Below are 19,041 nucleotides of genomic sequence, written 5' to 3' on the forward strand. Positions count from 1 at the left end.
CCGGCAGTGGATACGGGCGGCGCACGAGTTGTGTTCAGAGTGATTTAGGAGATCTTTACGGGGCCGCCTCCAGCAGCCCGGTCGCCGGCGGCCCCTGCGCGGTGACCGGGGCGGCGATCAGCTCGCGCCACTCGGGCGCCCGGTGGCAGGCGGCCGTGCGCCCCCGGCCCACCGGGGCGGGTACGGGCGCGGTGCGGCAGGCGTCGGTGACGAACGGGCAGCGGTGGGCGAAGACACAGCCCTCCCGCGCCGTCCAGACGGGCGGTTCGGCCGACGGCCGCAGCGCCGCCGCGCCCGGCCCGCCCTCGGCGCGTACGCTCGGCGCGGAGGCGATGAGCAGCGCGGTGTACGGATGCAGGGGCCGGTCGAACACCTCCCGTACGGGGCCCTGTTCCACCACCCGGCCGCGGTAGAGCACCGCCACCCGGTCGGCGATGCCCGCCAGCGAGCTGAGGTCGTGCGAGATGACCACGACGGCCATGCCGCGCTCGGTGCGCAGCCGGTCCAGCAGCCGCAGCACCCGGTTGCGGTTGGAGGCGTCCAGGGCGCTCACCGGCTCATCGGCGATCAGCAGCCGGGGCCGGGTGACGATCGCCCGCGCGAGCAGCACCCGCTGGCGCTGACCACCCGAGATCGCGCCCGGCAGCCGATCGCCGAGGCGCGCCCCGTCCAGGCCCACCGTCTCCAGCGCCTCGGCCACGCGGGCGGCGATGTCCGTGTCGCCGAGGTCCCCCGCCACGGCGAGCGGCTCGGCCACGGCCCGCCGGACCGTCAGCTCCGGGTCCAGCGCCCGCAGCGGATCCTGGAACGCGTAACTCAGCTGCCCCGAACGGCGGAACGCGCGCAGCGCCCGCCCCCGCAGCCCGGAGATCTCGCGCCCGTCGAAGACCACCCGCCCCGAGCGCGGCGGGACGAGCCCCACGGCCGTACGGGCCAGTGTGGTCTTGCCGGATCCGGTCTCCCCGATGACCCCGACGATCTCCCCCTCGCCCACGGACAGTTCCACGCCGTCGAGCACCGGCCGCGCGCCCCGCCGGCCGAAGGCCACGGTCAGCCCGGAGAGCTCCAGCAGCCCGCTCATACCGCCACCTCCCGGAGGGAGCGCCCACCGGCCCGCGACAGATCGAGCTCCTCGCCGCGGACACACCGCACCCGCCGCCCGTCGGGGGTCTCCCTCAGCGGCACCGGACCGCTGAGGCACTCGGGTGCGGCGAACGCGCACCGGTCGGCGAACCGGCAGCCCGGCAGCCGCGCGCCCACCTCGGGCGGTGCGCCGGGGATCACCTCCAGCTCGCGCCGCTCCCAGTCACCGACCGTGGCCACGCGCAACAGCGCCTCGGTGTACGGATGCAGGGGATCGTTCAGCACCCGCTCGGCCGGGCCGTCCTCGACGAGTTCCCCGGCGTAGGCCACCAGAACGCGGTCGCACACCTCGGCGATCACCGCCAGGTCGTGGCTGACCAGCAGCAGCGCCAGATCGTGCTCGGCGCGCATCCGGGCCAGCAGTTCCAGGACCTCGGCCTGGACCACCACATCCAGCGCGGTGGTCGCCTCGTCGGCCACCAGCAGATCCGGTGCGCAGGCCACGGCCACGGCGATCAGCACACGCTGCAGCATTCCGCCGGACAGCTCGTGCGGATGGCGCCGGGCAACCTCGGCCGGGTCGTGCAGCCCGACCGCGGCGAACAGCTCGACGGCCCGCGCATCGGCCCGCGCCCGGTCAAGACCCAGCTTCACCCGCAGCACCTCGGTCAGCTGACGCCCCACGGTCAGCGAGGGGTTGAGATACGAGGCGGGGTCCTGGAAGACGGCGCCCACCCGGGTGCCCCGTACGCGGTCCCACTCCCGGCGGGACAGCCCGGTCAGCGCCTCACCGGCCAGTGTGATCTCGCCCTCGGACACCGCGCAGCCCGCGGGCAGCAGTCCGAGCACCGACCGGCAGATGAGGGTCTTGCCGCTGCCGGACTCGCCGACCAGGCCGACGGCCTCACCGCGGCCCACGGTGAAGGACACATCGTTTACGGCCGTCAGCCGCCCGGACGAGACGGTGACGCCGAGCCCCTGGACCGACAGTGCGGCCGACGGGTCAGCGGGCGCGCCGGGCGTGACGGGGTCAGACGACGGGGAGTGTGGCATCGGCCCGCTCCTTGGTGGTGTCGGGGGATTCGGCGGTGGCGGCAGGGGAGCCGGTGGCCGGGTCCGGAGCGCCGCCGGGCAGCAACTCGTCCGCCCCGGCGTCGCGTACGGCGTCGGCCAGCAGATTGAGCGCACCGGCGGTGATGACGATCAGCGCGGCCGGGAACACCGGCGCCCAGATCTGCTGGGTGAGGAAGCCCAGATCGGTGGCGAGCGTGCCGCCCCAGGTGGCGGCCGGAGGTTGCACACCGACCCCGAGGAAGGTCAGCGAGGAGACCACCAGCAGACAGGTGGCCAGCGCGTGCGCGGCCGTGACGATGACCGTCGGCAGAACCTTGCTCCAGATGTGGGTGCGCAGCACCCGCCCCACCGAGGCGCCGAACAGCTCGGCCGACTCCACGTACTGGGCGTGCCGCAGGCTTAAGCCGGCGGCGCGGGTCATCCGGAAGAACAGCGGGGCGTAGAGCACCCCGAGCGCCAGCATGGCCTGGTGCATCCCGTTGCCCAGCGCGCCCACCACCGCGATGGCGAACACGGTGAACGGCAGCGTCATCAGCGCGTCGACGGCGCGCTGCGCGAGCCACTCGCCCACCCGCCCCATCCACAGCGAGGCCAGTCCGGTCGGCACCCCGACCGCCATCGCGGCGGCCACCGCCTCCACGGCGCCCGCCACCGAGCGGCCACTGCCCTCCAGTAGCCGGCTGAGCACATCGCGGCCCAGATAGTCGGTGCCCAGAAGATGGCCGGGGCCGGGCCCGCGCAGCATGTTCCGGGGGTTCTGGGCCAGCGGGTCATGGGGCGCGAGCCAGCCGCCGAACACCGCCAGCAGCGCGATGGCCAGCAGCACCAGCAGCGCCACCTTGGCGGAGGCCGGCCGCCACGCCCGTCGCAACGTCCTCATCCGCGCGTCACCTCCCGGCGCCGGGCGGCCGGATTCAGCGTGAGCAGCGCCGCGTTGACGGCCACATTGACCACCAGCACCACCGCGATGGTCACCAGCAGCGTCCCCTGGATCACCGGGATGTCGTGCTGCTCCGCCGACTGGAGGGTGAGCTGGGCGAGCCCGGGGAGGGCGAATATCTGCTGGGTGACCACCGCACCGCCGAGCAGCATCGGCACGCTCATTCCCAGCGCCGTCAGCGCGGGTCCCGCGGCGTTGCGCAGGGCGTGGCCCAACACCACCCGCCGGGCGGGCAGTCCGCGCATCACCGCGCCCGTCACATAGTTCTCCCGCAACGTCCCCACCAGCGAGGTGCGCAGCTGACGGGCGATGGCGGCCGCGGCCTCCAGGCTCAGCGCGAACGCGGGCATCACCGTGTACCGCAGCCACTGCGCGGGGTCCATGTCCAGCGGCACATACCCACCGGACGGCAGCCACCCCAGCTTCAGCGAGAACACCGTGACCAGCGCGATGGCCACGACGAAACCGGGCAGGGTGCCGAGCAGCGCGCACAGCGCGGTGACGGCGCGGTCCAGCCGTCCGCCCGCCCTGAGCGCGGCGGCGACCCCGGCGGCCCCGCCCAGCACCACGGCCATCAGCAGGGCGAGCCCGGCGATCGACAGATCCACCGGAATGGCCTGCCGGATGCTCGTCGTCACCGGGACCGTGGTGAACCACGAGCGGCCCAGGTCGCCGGTGAAGGCATGCCCCAGCCAGGACACGTACTGCTCCCACAGCGGCCGGTCGAGGCCGAACTGATGGTTCATCCGGGCGATGTCGGCGGGCGTCGCCGTCTCGCCGAGCACGGCCGCCGCCGGATTGGCCCCGGAGAGCGCGCCGAGACCGAAGGTGAGCGCGGACGACAGCAGGAACACCGTGCCCGCCGTGGCGAGGACCCGGCCGAGCGAGCGCGGCAGCCGGGCCGGGCGTACGGCCTTCCGGCGCGTACGCGCGAGGTGCGTGGTCAGCGTGGTCATCCGGCCGTCACCCCCTCGAACCGCTGCACCACCGGGAGCGAGGGGATGGCGGACACCGAGGACGTACGGGCGAGAGCGCGCGGCACCGTGTAGAGGAACACGTTCGGCATCGTGCGCACCGCCACCGCGGTGGCCGCCCGCAGCACCTCCGGATAGCGCGGCGACTCCAGCGGGGTGCGGCGCACCGCGGCCACGGCCGCGTCCAGTTCGGGCGTGGTACGGCGTGAGGGGTTCATCAGCCCCTCCGCGCCGAAGAGCACCTGCATCGCCTGCACCGGTGACTCCCGCCCGGCGAACTGGTCGATGTACAGGGCACGCGAGTGCTGGACGTACACCACCTGCGACGCCCGTGCCTCGGGGATGACCTCGATCCGGGCCCGGAACCCGACCCGGTTCAGCTGCGCCTGCAGCTGCTCGGGCGCCCCCTGCGGCTGGGCGGTGGTGATGGTCACCTCGACACCGCCGTGATGTCCGGCCTCCTTCAGCAGTGCGCGCGCCCGCTCCGGATCGTGCCGGTACACCGCGCCGAGCGACGGGTCGAAGCCCGTGTAGCCGGGCGGGAAGGGCTGGTGGTCCACCTCGCCATGGCCGAACTGCTCGCTGTCCAGCAGGGCCTGGCGGTCCACGGCGTACTTCAGGGCCTTGAGGACGGCGGGGTCGTCGAAGGGCTTCATGGAGGTGTTCACATCCAGGACGCGCACCACCATCGACGGGATGAGCTGCACCGAGAAACCGGCCTCACGCGCCGCCTCGACCTGGCTGAACGGGATCTGGGCCACATTGAGCCGCCCGGACTGGAGCGCCGCGAGCGCCGTGGTCTCATCCGGCTCGGGAAACGCCTCGAAGCGCTCGACGGCGATGTGCTCGGCGTTCCAGTACCCGGGGTCGCGGCGCAGGCTCGCCATGGAGTTCTGGGTGTACGACACCAGCCGGAACGGGCCGTGGCCGACCGGCCTGGTGGCCAGCCGCGCCTCGTCCTTCCCGAACGCGGTGGGGCTGACCACCATGCCGGTCTTCCCGGCCAGCAGCGCGGGCAACTGGTAGTCGGCCTCGGTGAGTTCGAGGACCACGGTGTGCGGGTCGGCGGCCCGTACCGTGTCGATGGTGGTCAGCTGGGACGCGATCAGGGACTTGGGGTGGTTCTTGCCGCGTTCGAGGCTCTTCTTGACGGCCTCGGCGTTCACCGGTGTGCCGTCGGAGAACCGCAGTCCCCGGCGGAGGGTGAAGGTGAGCCGCCGTCCGTCGTGGGAGTAGCGCCAGGAGGAGGCGAGCGCGGGCTTGGCGCCGCCCTTGGCATCGAGTTGGGTCAGCCCGGAGTAGACGAGCGACAGCAGATGGACATCCCAGCCCTTGGAGGAGAACACCGGGTCCCAGGTGGAGGGCAGATCCCAGCCCCAGCGCAGGGTCTCGCCCCCGCCGCCCGCGCCGGTGGTCGCCACCCCGCCACAGGCGGCCAGCAGCAGGGAGCCACCCGCCCCCAGGGCCAGCCCGAGTACGGAGCGCCGGTCGGGTGCGGCGCCCGGCACGGAGTCCGGAGCGGGGCCCGGTGGCGGATCGGGCGGACGGCGGACGGGCGGTGGCGGGGCGGCGGGAGTCATGGCTGGACGTCGCCTTTCGTGGTGTCAACTGCCCCCGGACGGCGCGGATTTACGGCCGTCCACGGCCGCACGCGTCAGCGAGGGCACGCGGACGGGCAGCGTCAGGAAGGCCGGAAGCGGCGGACCCGGGGAGGAATACGAGGAATACGAGGAATGCGAGGGGGACGAGCGGCACGAGGCGCTCGGGGCGCGGCGGATCGTCGCGGATCGCGGAACGGGAAAGGGGCGATCAGCGACAGATGGCGCTGGCGGTGCGCCGGAAGTCCACGTATCGGCACACCACACCGGGGTGCGTCGTCAGCATGTGCCCATGGTGAGGGGCGAGGACCGGCGAAGTCAATGGACACCTTTCGGTGTCTCATTCGCCAAGACGGCTACGACCTGGGGATTTTCGACTCCCCGGCGGTGATGAGCGCTGGATGGGTCGCTGCCTCGTCCGGGTGCAGCCACAGCGGTCCGCCCGCCGTGTCGACCCGTACGGCCGCGGGCGGGGGAGTGGTTCCGCCCGTCAGCGTGGACAGATCGGGCCCGGTCAGGCTGCGGTACTTCGCCAGGGCCTCCCCGGCGTCGATCGGTGTCGCCTCCCAGCGCTGACGGGGATCCACCGTGCGCAGCGCCGCCAGGTACTCGGGCACGCTCCGCCACCCCGGCGCGGCCACACGCCCGCCGGGGCCGGAGAACACCAGCGTGGGCAGCGCGTAGCGCACCCCGTCGTCGGTTTCCTTCACCCCCGTGCCATGCGGCCCCGGTGCGTGGAAGGCATGCGCCTCCGGAATGGGGTCGCGGGCCTCGGCGTGGTCCCGCCGGACGGCCGCCACCACCTCCGGATCGCCCAGCTCCGCTCCCAGCCGCCCCACGTCGACACCGCCGAGGCCGGTCAGGGCGGACCGCACCCGCTCCGCCGTATCGGCCGGGGTGCCCAGCACGAACGTGGTCTCGCGCAGCCGCCGCAGCACCCGCTCCGCGGCCGTCGCGCCCTGCCGCTCGGCCGCCTTCGCGGCGAGCGAGGCGGGCCGGCTGGTGGCCGCCACCCAGCGCAGCCGGTGGGCGTAGGGCGCCCGGGTATGGCGGGCGATATCGGCGATGTAGCGGCCGTACCAGGCGGTCTCGGCGGCCGGATCCGGTGCCGGGTCGTCGTCCTCGTCGAAGAGGATGCCGAACACCCGGCGCCAGCGGGCCCGCCCCGCGGTGAGCGCCCGCAGCAGGCGGAACGCGGGCTCGGAGCCCCACGCCCACGGGCAGGCCGGATCGGTGTACTCCACGATCTCGACGGCCCCGTCGCCGTCCGCCCCGGGGGATTGGAGGCGGCCAGGGCGAACGGACGTCATGCGGCCAGCCGTTCGCGGACCAGATCGCTCAGGGCGGTGGAGGTCAGCACCTGGCGCACATGCGCCTCCATCCCGCGCCACACCCCGGGCAGTCCGGCCGCCGGACCGCGGTAGCCGAGGTCGTCCAGCCGCTCGCCGCGCAGTGTCAGGAACGCGCCGTCCACCGCGAGCACGATGTCCGCGAGCGTGGTCTCGGCGGGGTCGCGGGCGAGCCAGTAGCCACCCTCGCAGCCGCGCTGGCTGCGCACCAGACCGGCCTGGCGCAGATCGCGGAAGACCGCCTTGAGGAACCGGAAGGGGATGTCCTGGGAGGTCGCTATCGCCTCACACGTGAGCGGCCTGCCGGTGTCCGCGGCCAGCTCCGCCAGCGCCCGGACCGCATAGTCCGCCTTCGCCGAGATCTGCATACGGCCATTATGCAGCGTGGATTTCACGGTGTTGTGCCTGGTGAGGGAAAGGACACCTGTTGACATCCATTACCGGTGCTTTCTACGGTCGGGGCATGACGACGCCCGGCGGCGATCCCGCGCAGCAGCACGACGCGTTCCATCCGCATCTGAACGCCACCGCCCCCGACGGCCCGTTGCGGTCGCGTCTGCACCACATCCGCACCGAGGACGTCGACCCCGGCACCGCCCAGACCGAGGGCATGCGGCGGTTCGCCGCGATCAGCGGCCAGTCGGTGGGGTCCGAGCGGCTCTGGATGGGCCAGACCCATGTGGCGCCGGACACCGCCTCCGCCAACCACCACCACGGCGAGTCCGAGACGGCCATCTTCGTGGTGCGGGGCCACCCCGAGTTCGTCTTCGCCGAGGAGCGGGACGGACACGTCGAGGAGGTCCGGCTGCGCACCCGGCCGGGTGACTACATCTTCGTACCGCCCTATGTGCCGCACCGGGAGGAGAACCCGGACCCCGACGACGAGGCGGTGGTGGTCATCGCCCGCAGCACCCAGGAGGCCGTGGTGGTCAACCTGCCGGAGCTGTATGTGCTGGAGCGCGGGGAGTAACCGGCCGCGCGCACGGATGGCCGCATCGGACCGGCCGGCCATGCATCCACCCGGCGCTCGTGGGTAATCGCCTCTGCTGTGCCCCCTCCATCGACGAAAGGAGCGGCATCGTGAGCGACGACCGGCGAGCGGAGGAACGCGAGGAGCGGGGCGGGGTCCCCAGGGACCTCCCCGACCAGCAGGCGCAGGACGGGCCCGACCACCTGGATGTGGCGGGCGCCGGCCACGAGCCGGGCGATGTGGACGACCTCCCCGAGACGGACGAGTCCGGCACCGGACGGCGGGGGAGGCCGCAGACCGGGAGTGTGCACCCGGAGCGGCCCGTCCCGGACGAGCCCTCGGGGTGAGTACCCCGGGGTGAGCACCCAGGGCGCGACGGGGGCGGGTCAGGTACCGGTGGGGCGGGCGCGGACATGGAGGCGCTCGCCCTGCGCCCCGAACAGGGAGAGGAATTCCACCGGCTGGTCCCCGGCGTTGGCGAAGCCATGGGGGGTGCGGGTGTCGAATTCGGCGGCCTCACCGGCCGTGAGCACCAGATCGTGCTCGCCCAGCGCCAGCCGTAGCCGCCCGGAGAGCACATAGAGCCACTCATAGCCCTCATGCACCCGCTGCTCCAGCGGTTCATCCCTCCGGTCCTGCGGCCGGGGCGGCATGATCAGCTTGTACGCGTGCAGCCCGCCCAGATAGCGGGTCAGCGGAATGAATGTCTGGCCGCGCCGGGAGAACGGCCGTGGATGGACGCGGGGATCCCCGGTGGCCGGCGCCCCCACCAGCTCGTCCAGCTGCACCCCGTACGCCTTGGCCAGCGGCAGCAGCAGCTCCAGGGTCGGCTTGCGCTGCCCCGACTCCAGCCGCGACAGGGTGCTCAGCGAGATGCCCGTCGTCTCGCTGAGCTGGGAGAGGGTGGTGCCACGGGTGCGCCGCAGCGCCCGCAGCCGGGGTCCTACGGCGGTCAGCACCTCGGTGAGGTCTTCGTCAGCCATACTTTCATTTGCCACCCCGGCAAAGAAGTTTGTCAAGTGGCCACGGCCGGACGCACTCTCTTGACCCAACGAAGGGAGCGCATCCGACATGACCACCAAGCCGCACGACATCGCGCCCGACACCACGCACGGGGAGTTCTGGGACACCTTCTACAGCGCCGAGGACCGCGTCTGGAGCGGCAGGCCCAACGCCGCCCTGGTGCGCGAGGTCACCGGGCTGACCCCCGGCCACGCACTGGATCTGGGCTGCGGCGAGGGTGCCGACGCCATCTGGCTCGCCCGGCAGGGCTGGCGGGTCACCGCCGTCGACGTCTCCCAGGTGGCCCTGGACCGCGGCGCAGGACACGCGGCGTCGGAAGGTGTCGGCGACCGCATCGAATGGCAGCCGCACGACCTGTCCGTGTCCTTCCCGGCCGGAGTCTTCGACCTGGTCTCCACCTACTTCCTGCACTCCTGGCTCGAGCTGCCCCGGGAGCGGATCCTGCGCAGCGCCGCGGCCGCCGTCGCACCGGGCGGCGTGCTGCTGATCACCGGACACGCCGGATTCCCGTCCTGGGCGACGGACCCCGATCCGGACATCCACTTCCCCACCCCCGAGGAGGTGCTCGCCGGGCTCGACCTCGCGGAGGGGGAGTGGGACGTCCTCGTCAGCGAGGTGCATGAGGAGAAGATGACCGACCCCGAAGGAAAGCCGGCCACCCGCATCGACAACACCGTGAAGGTCCGCCGCCGCTGACGGAGATTCCGGCCGCCGACGGGGAGGCGCCGCGGCTCCCTCGGGAAGCGTCCCTCAGGAAGCGTCCCGCCTCCCTCAGGAACCGGCCGACGAACCGGTGCGCCGGAACGCCCAGTCCATGCGTGGCTCCACCACGGCGCGCAGGACCCGTCGCACCGGTTCCGTGCACAGTGCGGTGATCATGAGCACCGCGGCCGCCGTGACGGTGAGCTCCCCGAGCGGGGTGTGCAGCCACGGATGGTCGTACCAGTCCCAGAAACGGGACGACTTGATGATGAAGCCGTGCAGCAGATAGCCGTACAGCGTGCCCGAGCCGAGCGCGGTGAACCAGGTCCGGCGCCCCGGCACCCAGGCCAGGAAGCAGGCCGTCAGCACCAGCGCCAGACCGAAGAGCGCGGGTGTGGTGAGCAGACCGGCCCAGGACGGTACGCCGTCCAGCTTGGCGACGCTCTTGCGGTGGTAGAACCACTCCGCGTCCATCCAGGGCGCCACCGCGTACGCGGTGCACAGGGCGAAGGCCGCCACCGGAAGGGCGACCAGCCGGGCCCGCCGGGTCCGCAGCCGGGTGAAGTGGTCCGGGCGCAGGGTGAGTCCGACCACGAAGAACGGGAGGAACGCCAGCACCCGCTGGAGACCGAGATCCCCGCCGGCCTCCGGTGAGATCGAGGCCAGCGCGGCCACCGCCAGCGCGACCGGTACCGGATGGCGCAGCGCGAGCCACAGCGGGGTGGTGACCCGCCAGATGAACAGCGCGACCAGGAACCACATCACATACCAGGGGTCGAGCAGGCTGATCGGATAGCCCGGATCGTCCTGCGCCCAGCGGTAGAAGAGCGTGTACGCCACCTCGAAGACCAGGTACGGCACCACGACGCCCGTGAGCAGCCGCTTCACCCGCCCCGGCGCCATGTCGAAACTCCGCGAGAAGTAGCCCGATATGAGGGCGAACGCGGGCATGTGGAACGCGTACACCGTCAGGTAGATCGCGGTGGCCGCCCGGCTGCCGTAGGTGAGCGGCTCCCATGCGTGGCCGCACGCCACCAGCACGATGGTGAGGTACTTCGCGTTGTCGAAGTACGGGTCGCGCGTCCGGCCTCCGGTCGCGCCGCCTTCGCGTGGCCGTGGCACGGCCGGTGGCGTGGTCACATGGGCGGCGGTCTCCTGCTGCACAGATTCTCCCGGACACCTTTGATCGAACCGACAGTCGAATCCTGGTCGTCTGCCCCGCTCTGCTCCTCTCATGCGGGCCAGGACTCGGAGCCCAGTACGTGCGGCCCGGCCGCGGCGTTCACCGGCGGGCGGCACGTCCCGGGGATCCCCTGATGGCCTCGGCCTTCCTCCTCAGGACACGGGGAGCCGGCCGATCGAGGTGAGCTCGGCGTGTGCGGAGGCGAACAGCAGGGCGACGGCCAGGGCGCCCGGGTCCGGGACGCCGCGCGAGTGGTCGCCGGTGTAGCTGGCGCGCCCGCGGCGGGCGCGCAGATCGGTCGTGGAGCGGGCGCCCCGATGGGCCGCCACCGCGGCCACATGGAGCGCGAGCGCGGGGTCGGCGGTGGGTTCGCAGGAGGCGAGGGCCCGCGCGGCGGGGACGAGGGCGTCCACCATCGTCTTGTCGCCCACCTCGGCCTCGCCGACCCGCTGGATCGCGGCCGCGCCGGAGGCGGTGCCGAGGGCCAGGGCCGCGGTCCCGGGCGGGTCGGCCGCCATCCCCAGCGCGTCGGCGAGCTCCTGGAAGAGCAGCCCGAACAGGGGGCCGCTGGTGCCGCCCACGTCGTCGAGGAAGACCCGCGCCGCGGCGTCCAGCGGCGCGTCCGGTCCCCGCCGGTCCCGCTCGCCGTTCCCCGCGCCCGCGGCCAGGGCGTCCAGCGCGCGGCGCACGCCGTCCATCCCGGTGACCAGATTGGCGCCGAAGTCCCCGTCGCCCGCCTTCTGGTCGAGCGCGGTGAGCTCGGGCTCCACGGAGCGTACGGTGGCGGCGAACCGTGTCATCCAGTCCATGACGGCGGTGTGGGTGAGGCCCTTGGGGCCGGGCTGGTCGGGCATGAGCGGGGCAACTCCTCGGGGCGGTGGCGGGGTCACGGGGGCCGGACGGATCACAGGGGCCAGGCGGGGGTGCGGGCGGGGGCGTCCCACAGCCGCAGCGCCTCCGCGTCGGTGGCGAACAGGGTCAGCGAGAAGCCCCGCATGTCCAGGGCGCTCACGAAGGTGCCGGTCAGGGACCGGTCGAGGCCGACACCGCGGTCGTCCAGGGCCTTGGCGACCGCGTGGCGGATGCCGTACAGCTCCAGCGAGGTGATCGAGCCCAGCCCGTTGACCAGGGCGAGCACCCGTGTCCCGGCGCTGTCGGGCAGCGCGGCCAGCAGCTGGTCGGTCATGGTCTCGACCAGCTTGCCGAGCGGTGCGTGCGGGGTGGTCCCCTCGGCCCGCTCGCCGTGGATGCCGACCCCGAACTCCAGGACGTTGTCGGGCAGGGTGAAGGCCGGTGTCCCGGACTGGGGCGTGGTGTGGGCGGCCGCGGCGACGGCGAGGCTGCGGGCCCGCCGGGTCACATCGGTGCCGAGCGCCACCAGGTCCTCAAGACCGCGGCCCTCGTCGGCGGCGGCGCCGAGGATCTTCTCGACGATCAGGGTGGCACCGGTGCCGCGGCGGCCGACCGCGATGTCGTCGGAGTCGGTGGCGAGGTCGTCGTCGATGAGGAGACGTGCGCAGCGGATGCCCTCGTGGGCGAGGCGCTCGGCGGCGATGCCGAAGTTGATGCGGTCGCCGGTGTAGTTCTTGACGATGTGCAGCACTCCGTCGGCTCGGGCGACGGCCCGGCTGGCCTCGAAGATCTGCCGGTTGTGGGGCGAGGCGAAGATCCGGCCGGGGCAGGCGGCGTCCAGCATCCCCGTACCGAGGAAGCCGGAGTGCAGCGGTTCATGGCCGGAGCCGCCGCCCGAGACCAGTCCGACGCGGCGGGTGGGTGCGGTGTGGCGGGTGCGGAAGTATCCGTGGTCGGGGCTGTAGGCGACGAGATCGGCATGGGCGGCGGCGAAGCCCGCGAGCGCGTCGGGAACGAGAGACTCGGGCGAGTCGCGGAAGTACTGGGGCATGATCTCGGCTCCCTGGGCGAGTGGGGCGGACGGGGTGGACTCGGCGGTCGAGCGCCGTCTCGGCGGTACGAGGGCTCAGGCACAGATAGTCGCCGCGACCCGGCGGCAGGGTGCTCAGGCTGGACAGCAGCGGGACCCCAACGGCCTACTGGCATACGCCGGTCGGGTACTGACCGGGGTGGCCGGGCAGGGCTCGGGCCGGGTGCCGGCGGGACGGGTGGAGAGGGAACCGTGTGCCGAGGGGGAGGGGCGGGGTAGGGATCGGCGGACATCCGGCACCACCCACAAGGAGCCACCCATGTCCCTCGATGACTTCGAGCGCCACCCCCTGCTGTTCGGCCCCAGCCCGATCCACCCCCTGGACCGGCTGAGCGAGCGTCTCGGAGGGGCGCGCGTCTGGGCCAAGCGCGAGGACTGCAACAGCGGGCTGGCCTTCGGCGGCAACAAGACCCGCAAGCTGGAGTACCTCGTCCCCGACGCGCTCCGGAAGGGCGCGGACACCCTGGTGAGCATCGGCGGTGTGCAGTCCAACCACACCCGCCAGGTCGCCGCGGTGGCGGCGAAACTGGGGCTGAAGGCCGTCCTGGTGCAGGAGAGCTGGGTGGACTGGCCCGACTCCGTCAACGACAAGGTGGGCAACATCCTGCTCTCCCGGATCATGGGCGCGCGGGTGAGGCTTGTCGACGCGGGATTCGGCATCGGCTTCAAGGACAGCTGGACCCAGGCCCTGGAGGACGTCCGCGCCGAGGGCGGCACGCCGTATCCGATTCCCGCCGGGGCCTCCGACCATCCGCTGGGCGGTCTCGGCTTCGCCAACTGGGCGCGGGAGGTCCAGGAACAGGAGCGGGAGCTGGGGGTCTTCTTCGACACCATCGTGGTGTGCAGCGTCACCGGCTCCACCCAGGCGGGCATGATCGCGGGCTTCGCGGACCAGGACCGCCCCCGCCGGGTGCTGGGCATCGACGCCTCCGCCAAGCTGGCCGAGACCCGTGCCCAGGTGGAGAAGATCGCACGCGAGACGGCCGGGCTGATCGGCCTCGGCCGGGAGCTGCGCGATGAGGAGATCACCGTGCTGGAGGGCTGGGCCGGGGACCTCTACGGCGTCCCGGTCGACTCCACCCTCGAGGCGATCCGGCTCACCGGAAGCCTCGAAGGGGTGATCCTCGACCCGGTCTACGAGGGCAAGTCCATGGCCGGGCTCATCGACCTCGTCCGCGACGGCGACATACCCGAGGACTCCAACGTGCTCTACGCCCACCTCGGCGGCCAGCCCGCGCTCAACGCCTACAGCGGCGCCTTCGGCTGAGAAGTCCGCCGAGAAGTCCCCGCTGAGAAGTCCACTGAGAAGTCCGCAGAGAAGGACGAACGGGGGCGATGGACGGCCTTGGCCGGGGTACCCGGTCCACACCCCGGGCCACGCGAACCCCGTGGCCTCCCCACCCCCGTAAGACCAGGGAGCCAGGGTGACGGACATGAACACCGGGAAGGACCGGCACGCCGGAGAGGCCGCGCCCTCCTACGGCCCGCTGTCGGGCTGCGTGGCGCTGGTGACCGGCGCGTCCAGCGGCATCGGAGCGGCCACCGCCGTGGCGCTGGCCCGGCAGGGAGCCGATCTCGCACTGGTGGCCCGCCGTACCGAACGGCTGGAGGACCTGGCCGCCACGGTGCGGAAGGAGGGCCGCTCCTGCGCCGTCCTCACCGCCGATCTGCGGGACACGGCGCAGGCCCGCCAGTGTGTCGAGGACGCCGTCGAGCGGTGCGGACGGCTCGATGTGCTGGTGAACAACGCCGGGTCCGTGGTGCCCGGCAAGGTCGAGGAGAGCGACCCCGAGGGCTGGGAGCGGATGCTCGACCTCAACGTCAGGGCCGTGCTGCACACCTCCCAGCAGGCGCTGCCGCATCTGCTGCGTACGGCGTCCGACGGCCCGCGCGGAGTGGCGGACGTGGTGAACGTCAGCTCGGTGGCCGGCCGGCTGGCACGTCCCGGCAACGGCGTCTACTCGGCCACCAAACACGCGGTGGGCGCCATGAGCGAGGCCATGCGCCAGGAGGTGACCGCCCGCGGTGTCCGGGTGGGGCTGATCGAGCCGGGCATGGTCGCCACGGAGCTGACGGCCGGCAGCGCGGTCGCCACCGTCGGGCGCGGCATGCCGCGCGAGTCCTGGCTGCACCCCGAGGACATCGCCCGCGCGATCGCCTTCATGGTCACCCAGCCCTCGCACGCCGCCGTCAACGAGATCATGGTGCGCCCCACCGCCCAGGAGCACTGACCGCACCGCCCCGACCGCCCCGTTACGCCATGGCGTGACGGGGCGGAGGCGCACGTCGCCCTCGGCCCGGTGTCCCGGCCGAGGGCGGTACCGGTCCCTGGGCACGTGGCGAAAGCGTGGCCCCGTTTCGGCCCCGGCCTGGCCCTCGCGGAAGCCTGCGCAAGGGATTTACAACGTTGGAAATTCTCTCTAGCGTTGCGCCACGCAGGGTCCGGGCCCCTCTCCCCCTTCACCACTCCTCCCGAGGGAGCGTGCATGACCACGCCGTACCGAAGACTCCTCCTGCCCACCCTGCTGACCCTCCTGGCCGTCCTGGGCTCGCTCCTGGCCGTTCAGGCACCCCCGGCCGCGGCCGCCTCCGGGACCCTGCTGCGCGACGGCACCGGCCTCTACCCCCGCGCCCTGCGCCTCCAGCACAACGGCGCCGCCAACGCCCGCATCCTCGCCTCGGTGGTCACCTTCCGCGGCTCGGACGGGCTCGGTGCCATCTACGAGAGCACCGACGACGGCGCCACCTTCCGGCAGGTGGGCGAGGTGGCCGACCCCGAGGCGTCCGGCGGACAGGGCGAATGCTGCGCCACCCTGTACGAACTGCCGCGGGCCGTCGGCGCCATGCCCGCGGGGACCCTGCTGTGGGCGGCCTCCATCGGCCAGGACGAGCCGGATCGCCGGATGGCCATCCGGGTCTTCCGCAGCAACGACCAGGGCCGCACCTGGTCCTATCTGTCCACCGTGGCCACCGCCCCCAACGCCAAGGGGCTGTGGGAGCCGGAGTTCTCCATCGACTCCGGCGGACGGTTGGTGGCCCACTACTCGGACGAGACCGACCCCGCGCACAGCCAGAAGCTGGTCGCCGCCCGCAGCGCGGACGGGATCACCTGGACGGGCCACCACGCCACCGTCGCCAGCAATCTCGCCTCCGACCGGCCGGGTATGCCCATCGTGCGCAAACTGCCCGACGGCCAGTACTTCATGGCATACGAGATCTGCGCTGCCCAGGGGCAGTACTCATGCGTGGTCCACTACCGGACCTCGCGGGACGGCTGGGACTGGGGCGACCCCGCTCACCTCGGTTACCGTCCCGAGACCGCCGACGGGAAGTACTTCACCCACACGCCGAACCTCGCCTGGGCCCCTGAGCCCGGAAATCCCCGGGGCAGGCTGTTCCTCGTCGGCCAGGTCCTGAACAACGCCGACGGCACCACCGCCACCGGCAGCGGTGCCACCGTCTGGACCAACAGCAATGGCGGCACCGGGGCCTGGCGTTCGATCTCCGCACCGGTGCGGGTGGATTCCAAGGTGGTCGACTGGTGCCCCAACTACAGTTCGGCGCTGCTGCCCTCGGCGGACGGCAGCCGAGTGCTGGAGATCGCCACGGACTACGTGGGCACCGTGTGCAAGCCGTTCTACGCCACCGGGGGGAGCTGACCCGGCGGAACGCTCGCTGAGCGGTGCGGTGTTCACCGGGCCGCGGATCCCCCGTCCGGCCGTTCGGGGCCGGCGCCCAGCATGGTGCGCACCACCGTGTCCACCAGGGCGTCGGCCTCGGCGCGCGTCGGTGTGCCGAGCCGTTCGTCGAGCAGCAGTGTGCTCAGCCCGTGGACGAGGGCCCAGATCCCGATCCGCAGCGGCTCACGCCGCTCCGGTTCCGCGACGGCCGCGATGTGCTCCGCCACGATGGCGATCGCGGCGTCGGAGGCGGCGATGGTGTCGGGGTGGCTGCTGCACGCCTGCCCGAACATCAGGCGGTACACCCCGGGGTGGTCCAGCGCGTAGTCGACCGCCGCGCACGCCATGGCGATGACCTCCGCGCCGGGCTCCTTCCCGGGGGCGACCGCGGCGAGGCGTTCGCCCAGCTCCGTGAAGCCCCGGGTGGCGAGGGCGGCGAGCAGCGCCTCCTTGTCGCGGTAGTGGCGGTAGGGGGCGTTCGGGGAGACCCCGGCGTGCCGGGCGACCGCCCGCAGTGACAGCTCACCCGGGCCCGCAGTGTTGAGGAGCGCCAGAGCGGAGTCCAGCAGGGCCGCTCGCAGATCCCCGTGGTGGTATCCCGAGCCAGTGGATGTTGACAGTGTCCACACCTCCATCCTTCAATGTGGACATCGTACACATCGATGCGGGCCGGTCCATGCGGACGCGGCCCGCGCACAGGAGTGCCCGATGACCGAACGACTCGCCCCACCCGCTCAACGCCCCTGGCTGTGCCTGTGGGGCGGCGCCGCGGCGTCCTTGCTGTCCGTCGGCGGCCGGTTCGACGTGCCCCTGGCCGCATGGGTGGCGCCGCTGCTCCTCCTCCGCTTCCTGCGCCACACCCGCCCACTCGTGGCCCTGCCCGCGGTGTTCGCCGTCACGGTGGCGTCGGCCGCGGTGTGGATGGCCGAACTCGCCGTACCCATCACCTGGCTCGTCTTCCTGGGCGTTGTGGCCCTCGGAGTGGCCTACGGTCTGCCGTATGTGGTCGACCGGCTGCTCGGCCCGCGCGCCGGCACCCTCGGCCGGGTGCTGCTGTTCCCCGCCGCGGCCATGTCCGTGGAATTCCTCCTCGGCACGTACGGCCCGTTCGGCACCGTCTACGGCATGCGGGCCGCGTCCCAGCACACGAGCACCGCGCTGCTGCAGATCACCGCGCTGACCGGGCCGTACGCCATCGCCTTCGTCATCGGGGCGGGAGCGACGGTCGGCAATCTGGTCTGGGAGCGCGGGCCGCACCGGCCCGCGCCGCGCTGGGCCGCCGCCTACGCCACGGCCGTCGCGCTGATCGTCGTCGGCGGGCAGCTCCGCACGATGTCCACGGACACGGGCGGCGACACCGTCAAAGTGGCCGGCGTCAACCCGAGCCACGCGGCCATCGACGCCGAGACGGCGGTGCACGGCGCCTCCCGGCTCGCCGTCACCGACCCGCGCCGCGTCGACCGGGCCGATGTGCGCCGGGCCATGCGACCGCTGCTCGACGACCTCTTCCGCCAGACCGACCGGGCGGCCGCGGCCGGTGCGCGGATCGTCGTCTGGTCGGAGAACGCCGCGCGGGTGGCCGACGAGGACCACCGCGCGTTCCTGCGGCAGGCATCGGCGGCGGCGGACGCGCACAACGTCTATCTCCTGGTGGCCGACCTGACCTATCTGCCGGACGCGCCCCACGGCAGGGACGAGACGCATCTCTTCGGCCCCGACGGCAGCAAGCTGTGGGACTACGAGAAGGCCCGGCCCATCCCCGGGCTCGAGATTTACACACCCGGCGACGGCCACGTGCCCGTCGTCGACAGCCCGTACGGCCGGCTGGCGAACGTCATCTGCTTCGACGCCGACTTCCCGGCGGGCAATCACATCGACGCCGACATCGTCCTCGTCCCCGGCGGCGACTGGCCCGAGATGGGGCGCACCCACACCGCCATGGCCGGGCTGCGCGCGATCGAGAACGGCTACGCGCTGGTCCGGCAGGACTTCAACGGCCAGTCCAGCGCCTACGACGCCACCGGACGGCTGCTGTCCACGCAGGACACCACCACCGACACGGGCGTCTGGTACGCCGACGTCCCCGTCCACGGCTCGCGCACCCCGTACTCCCGCACGGGCGACATCCTCTCCTGGGCCGTGCTCGCCGGCACCGTGGCCGCGGCGGTGGTTCTCGCCAGGCGCACCCGGCGCCACCCCGCTCCGCCATCCGGGTCCGCCTCCTCCGCGCGGGCGTCCGCCGTTGGCCCGGGCAGGTGACGGACACCGGACGGGCCATGACCCGAACGCCGTACGGCGGTGGCCGGGGGAGCGGACCCGGGACACCTACCGCGACGTGACCGCCGCACCCCGTACGGCCGTCGCACCACACCCCAAGCCACGCCGCTGACCTGCACCGACGGTCGCGGCGGTGGCGGGGTGGCGGGGCATCGCACGGACGGAGGGCGAGCGGCCGGAGCCGCTTTCCGAGGCGCCGGACGCCCGCCATCCGGCCGACGGCACGGGCCGTGTGGGTGCTCGACC

The 19,041-nt window shown here is 72.9% G+C and carries 19 protein-coding genes; 7 read left to right on the plus strand and 12 right to left on the minus strand.

The genetic code is table 11. The features are described 5' to 3' along the window. Positions 1-55: 55 nt before the first annotated feature. The 7 genes from J2Z30_RS25810 to J2Z30_RS25840 all read right to left on the minus strand — a co-directional run bounded on the left by J2Z30_RS25810 (position 56) and on the right by J2Z30_RS25840 (position 7,386). Complete coding sequence (locus J2Z30_RS25810; RefSeq protein WP_209468841.1) at positions 56-1,081, minus strand: ABC transporter ATP-binding protein; 1,026 nt, start codon at positions 1,079-1,081, stop codon at positions 56-58. Continuing rightward, positions 1,078-2,136 (minus strand): ABC transporter ATP-binding protein, encoded by a 1,059-nt coding sequence (locus J2Z30_RS25815; protein WP_052701847.1) that lies wholly within the window; start codon positions 2,134-2,136, stop codon positions 1,078-1,080. The genes J2Z30_RS25810 and J2Z30_RS25815 overlap by 4 nt, the downstream gene beginning before the upstream one ends. Then, positions 2,114-3,037, minus strand: a complete 924-nt coding sequence (locus tag J2Z30_RS25820; RefSeq protein WP_052701848.1) for an ABC transporter permease — start codon at positions 3,035-3,037, stop codon at positions 2,114-2,116. The genes J2Z30_RS25815 and J2Z30_RS25820 overlap by 23 nt, the downstream gene beginning before the upstream one ends. Then, positions 3,034-4,053: an ABC transporter permease gene (locus J2Z30_RS25825; RefSeq protein WP_052701849.1), complete on the minus strand. Its 1,020-nt coding sequence runs from the start codon at positions 4,051-4,053 to the stop codon at positions 3,034-3,036. The genes J2Z30_RS25820 and J2Z30_RS25825 overlap by 4 nt, the downstream gene beginning before the upstream one ends. Further along, on the minus strand, positions 4,050-5,651 hold the full coding sequence (locus J2Z30_RS25830) for an ABC transporter substrate-binding protein (protein ID WP_078957156.1): 1,602 nt from the start codon (positions 5,649-5,651) through the stop codon (positions 4,050-4,052). Before J2Z30_RS25830 ends, J2Z30_RS25825 begins: the two co-directional genes overlap by 4 nt. 374 nt (positions 5,652-6,025) lie before the next feature. After that, on the minus strand, positions 6,026-6,979 hold the full coding sequence (locus J2Z30_RS25835) for a DsbA family oxidoreductase (protein ID WP_044580107.1): 954 nt from the start codon (positions 6,977-6,979) through the stop codon (positions 6,026-6,028). Beyond that, positions 6,976-7,386, minus strand: a complete 411-nt coding sequence (locus J2Z30_RS25840) for an RrF2 family transcriptional regulator (RefSeq protein WP_020874300.1) — start codon at positions 7,384-7,386, stop codon at positions 6,976-6,978. The genes J2Z30_RS25835 and J2Z30_RS25840 overlap by 4 nt, the downstream gene beginning before the upstream one ends. A 95-nt stretch (positions 7,387-7,481) precedes the next feature. Here J2Z30_RS25840 and J2Z30_RS25845 point away from each other — a divergent pair, with 95 nt between their 5' ends. Together J2Z30_RS25845 and J2Z30_RS25850 are read left to right on the plus strand one after the other, a co-directional pair. Beyond that, complete coding sequence (locus J2Z30_RS25845; protein WP_044580108.1) at positions 7,482-7,988, plus strand: cupin domain-containing protein; 507 nt, start codon at positions 7,482-7,484, stop codon at positions 7,986-7,988. Positions 7,989-8,098: 110 nt separating this feature from the next. Then, entirely contained in the window at positions 8,099-8,335 is a 237-nt protein-coding gene (locus J2Z30_RS25850) for a hypothetical protein (RefSeq protein ID WP_044580109.1), read from the plus strand. 39 nt (positions 8,336-8,374) lie between these two features. Here J2Z30_RS25850 and J2Z30_RS25855 read toward each other — a convergent pair whose 3' ends face one another. After that, a complete protein-coding gene (locus tag J2Z30_RS25855) occupies positions 8,375-8,971 on the minus strand; it encodes a helix-turn-helix domain-containing protein (protein ID WP_044580110.1) in 597 nt (198 codons plus the stop codon). A gap of 88 nt (positions 8,972-9,059) precedes the next feature. Between J2Z30_RS25855 and J2Z30_RS25860 the strand changes: the two genes are divergently transcribed. Further along, a complete protein-coding gene (locus tag J2Z30_RS25860; RefSeq protein WP_044580111.1) occupies positions 9,060-9,707 on the plus strand; it encodes a class I SAM-dependent methyltransferase in 648 nt (215 codons plus the stop codon). 75 nt (positions 9,708-9,782) lie between these two features. Here J2Z30_RS25860 and J2Z30_RS25865 read toward each other — a convergent pair whose 3' ends face one another. The 3 genes from J2Z30_RS25865 to J2Z30_RS25875 all read right to left on the minus strand — a co-directional run bounded on the left by J2Z30_RS25865 (position 9,783) and on the right by J2Z30_RS25875 (position 12,799). Then, positions 9,783-10,877 (minus strand): acyltransferase family protein, encoded by a 1,095-nt coding sequence (locus tag J2Z30_RS25865; protein WP_078957157.1) that lies wholly within the window; start codon positions 10,875-10,877, stop codon positions 9,783-9,785. A gap of 171 nt (positions 10,878-11,048) precedes the next feature. Next, positions 11,049-11,750, minus strand: coding sequence for a DAK2 domain-containing protein (locus J2Z30_RS25870; RefSeq protein WP_044580112.1), 702 nt, complete (start codon positions 11,748-11,750; stop codon positions 11,049-11,051). A gap of 50 nt (positions 11,751-11,800) precedes the next feature. After that, a complete protein-coding gene (locus J2Z30_RS25875; protein WP_044580113.1) occupies positions 11,801-12,799 on the minus strand; it encodes a dihydroxyacetone kinase subunit DhaK in 999 nt (332 codons plus the stop codon). Between the two features lie 298 nt (positions 12,800-13,097). Here J2Z30_RS25875 and J2Z30_RS25880 point away from each other — a divergent pair, with 298 nt between their 5' ends. From J2Z30_RS25880 to J2Z30_RS25890, 3 genes are all read left to right on the plus strand, one after another. Further along, on the plus strand, positions 13,098-14,105 hold the full coding sequence (locus J2Z30_RS25880; protein WP_044580114.1) for a 1-aminocyclopropane-1-carboxylate deaminase: 1,008 nt from the start codon (positions 13,098-13,100) through the stop codon (positions 14,103-14,105). Positions 14,106-14,271: 166 nt separating this feature from the next. After that, positions 14,272-15,069: an SDR family oxidoreductase gene (locus J2Z30_RS25885; protein ID WP_044580115.1), complete on the plus strand. Its 798-nt coding sequence runs from the start codon at positions 14,272-14,274 to the stop codon at positions 15,067-15,069. Positions 15,070-15,324: 255 nt separating this feature from the next. Then, on the plus strand, positions 15,325-16,497 hold the full coding sequence (locus tag J2Z30_RS25890; RefSeq protein WP_044580116.1) for a sialidase family protein: 1,173 nt from the start codon (positions 15,325-15,327) through the stop codon (positions 16,495-16,497). Positions 16,498-16,529: 32 nt separating this feature from the next. Here the strand turns inward: J2Z30_RS25890 and J2Z30_RS25895 are convergent, their stop codons facing one another. Next, on the minus strand, positions 16,530-17,147 hold the full coding sequence (locus J2Z30_RS25895; RefSeq protein ID WP_209468842.1) for a TetR/AcrR family transcriptional regulator: 618 nt from the start codon (positions 17,145-17,147) through the stop codon (positions 16,530-16,532). Positions 17,148-17,226: 79 nt separating this feature from the next. Here J2Z30_RS25895 and J2Z30_RS25900 point away from each other — a divergent pair, with 79 nt between their 5' ends. Further along, a complete protein-coding gene (locus tag J2Z30_RS25900; protein ID WP_052701851.1) occupies positions 17,227-18,777 on the plus strand; it encodes a nitrilase-related carbon-nitrogen hydrolase in 1,551 nt (516 codons plus the stop codon). Positions 18,778-19,041 lie beyond the last annotated feature (264 nt).

The sequence above is a fragment of the Streptomyces iranensis genome (genome assembly GCF_017874715.1).
In the GTDB taxonomy this organism is placed as follows: Bacteria; Actinomycetota; Actinomycetes; order Streptomycetales; family Streptomycetaceae; genus Streptomyces; species Streptomyces iranensis.

Coding starts and splice junctions, on each gene's coding strand:
- J2Z30_RS25855 (WP_044580110.1), bottom strand. CDS start 8,971: ATGGCTGACGAAGACCTCACCGAGGTGCTGACCGCCGTAGGACCCCGG.
- J2Z30_RS25840 (WP_020874300.1), bottom strand. CDS start 7,386: ATGCAGATCTCGGCGAAGGCGGACTATGCGGTCCGGGCGCTGGCGGAG.
- J2Z30_RS25820 (WP_052701848.1), bottom strand. CDS start 3,037: ATGAGGACGTTGCGACGGGCGTGGCGGCCGGCCTCCGCCAAGGTGGCG.
- J2Z30_RS25880 (WP_044580114.1), top strand. CDS start 13,098: ATGTCCCTCGATGACTTCGAGCGCCACCCCCTGCTGTTCGGCCCCAGC.
- J2Z30_RS25875 (WP_044580113.1), bottom strand. CDS start 12,799: ATGCCCCAGTACTTCCGCGACTCGCCCGAGTCTCTCGTTCCCGACGCG.
- J2Z30_RS25835 (WP_044580107.1), bottom strand. CDS start 6,979: ATGACGTCCGTTCGCCCTGGCCGCCTCCAATCCCCCGGGGCGGACGGC.
- J2Z30_RS25825 (WP_052701849.1), bottom strand. CDS start 4,053: ATGACCACGCTGACCACGCACCTCGCGCGTACGCGCCGGAAGGCCGTA.
- J2Z30_RS25845 (WP_044580108.1), top strand. CDS start 7,482: ATGACGACGCCCGGCGGCGATCCCGCGCAGCAGCACGACGCGTTCCAT.
- J2Z30_RS25860 (WP_044580111.1), top strand. CDS start 9,060: ATGACCACCAAGCCGCACGACATCGCGCCCGACACCACGCACGGGGAG.
- J2Z30_RS25830 (WP_078957156.1), bottom strand. CDS start 5,651: ATGACTCCCGCCGCCCCGCCACCGCCCGTCCGCCGTCCGCCCGATCCG.
- J2Z30_RS25885 (WP_044580115.1), top strand. CDS start 14,272: ATGAACACCGGGAAGGACCGGCACGCCGGAGAGGCCGCGCCCTCCTAC.
- J2Z30_RS25900 (WP_052701851.1), top strand. CDS start 17,227: ATGACCGAACGACTCGCCCCACCCGCTCAACGCCCCTGGCTGTGCCTG.
- J2Z30_RS25890 (WP_044580116.1), top strand. CDS start 15,325: ATGACCACGCCGTACCGAAGACTCCTCCTGCCCACCCTGCTGACCCTC.
- J2Z30_RS25810 (WP_209468841.1), bottom strand. CDS start 1,081: ATGAGCGGGCTGCTGGAGCTCTCCGGGCTGACCGTGGCCTTCGGCCGG.
- J2Z30_RS25870 (WP_044580112.1), bottom strand. CDS start 11,750: ATGCCCGACCAGCCCGGCCCCAAGGGCCTCACCCACACCGCCGTCATG.
- J2Z30_RS25815 (WP_052701847.1), bottom strand. CDS start 2,136: ATGCCACACTCCCCGTCGTCTGACCCCGTCACGCCCGGCGCGCCCGCT.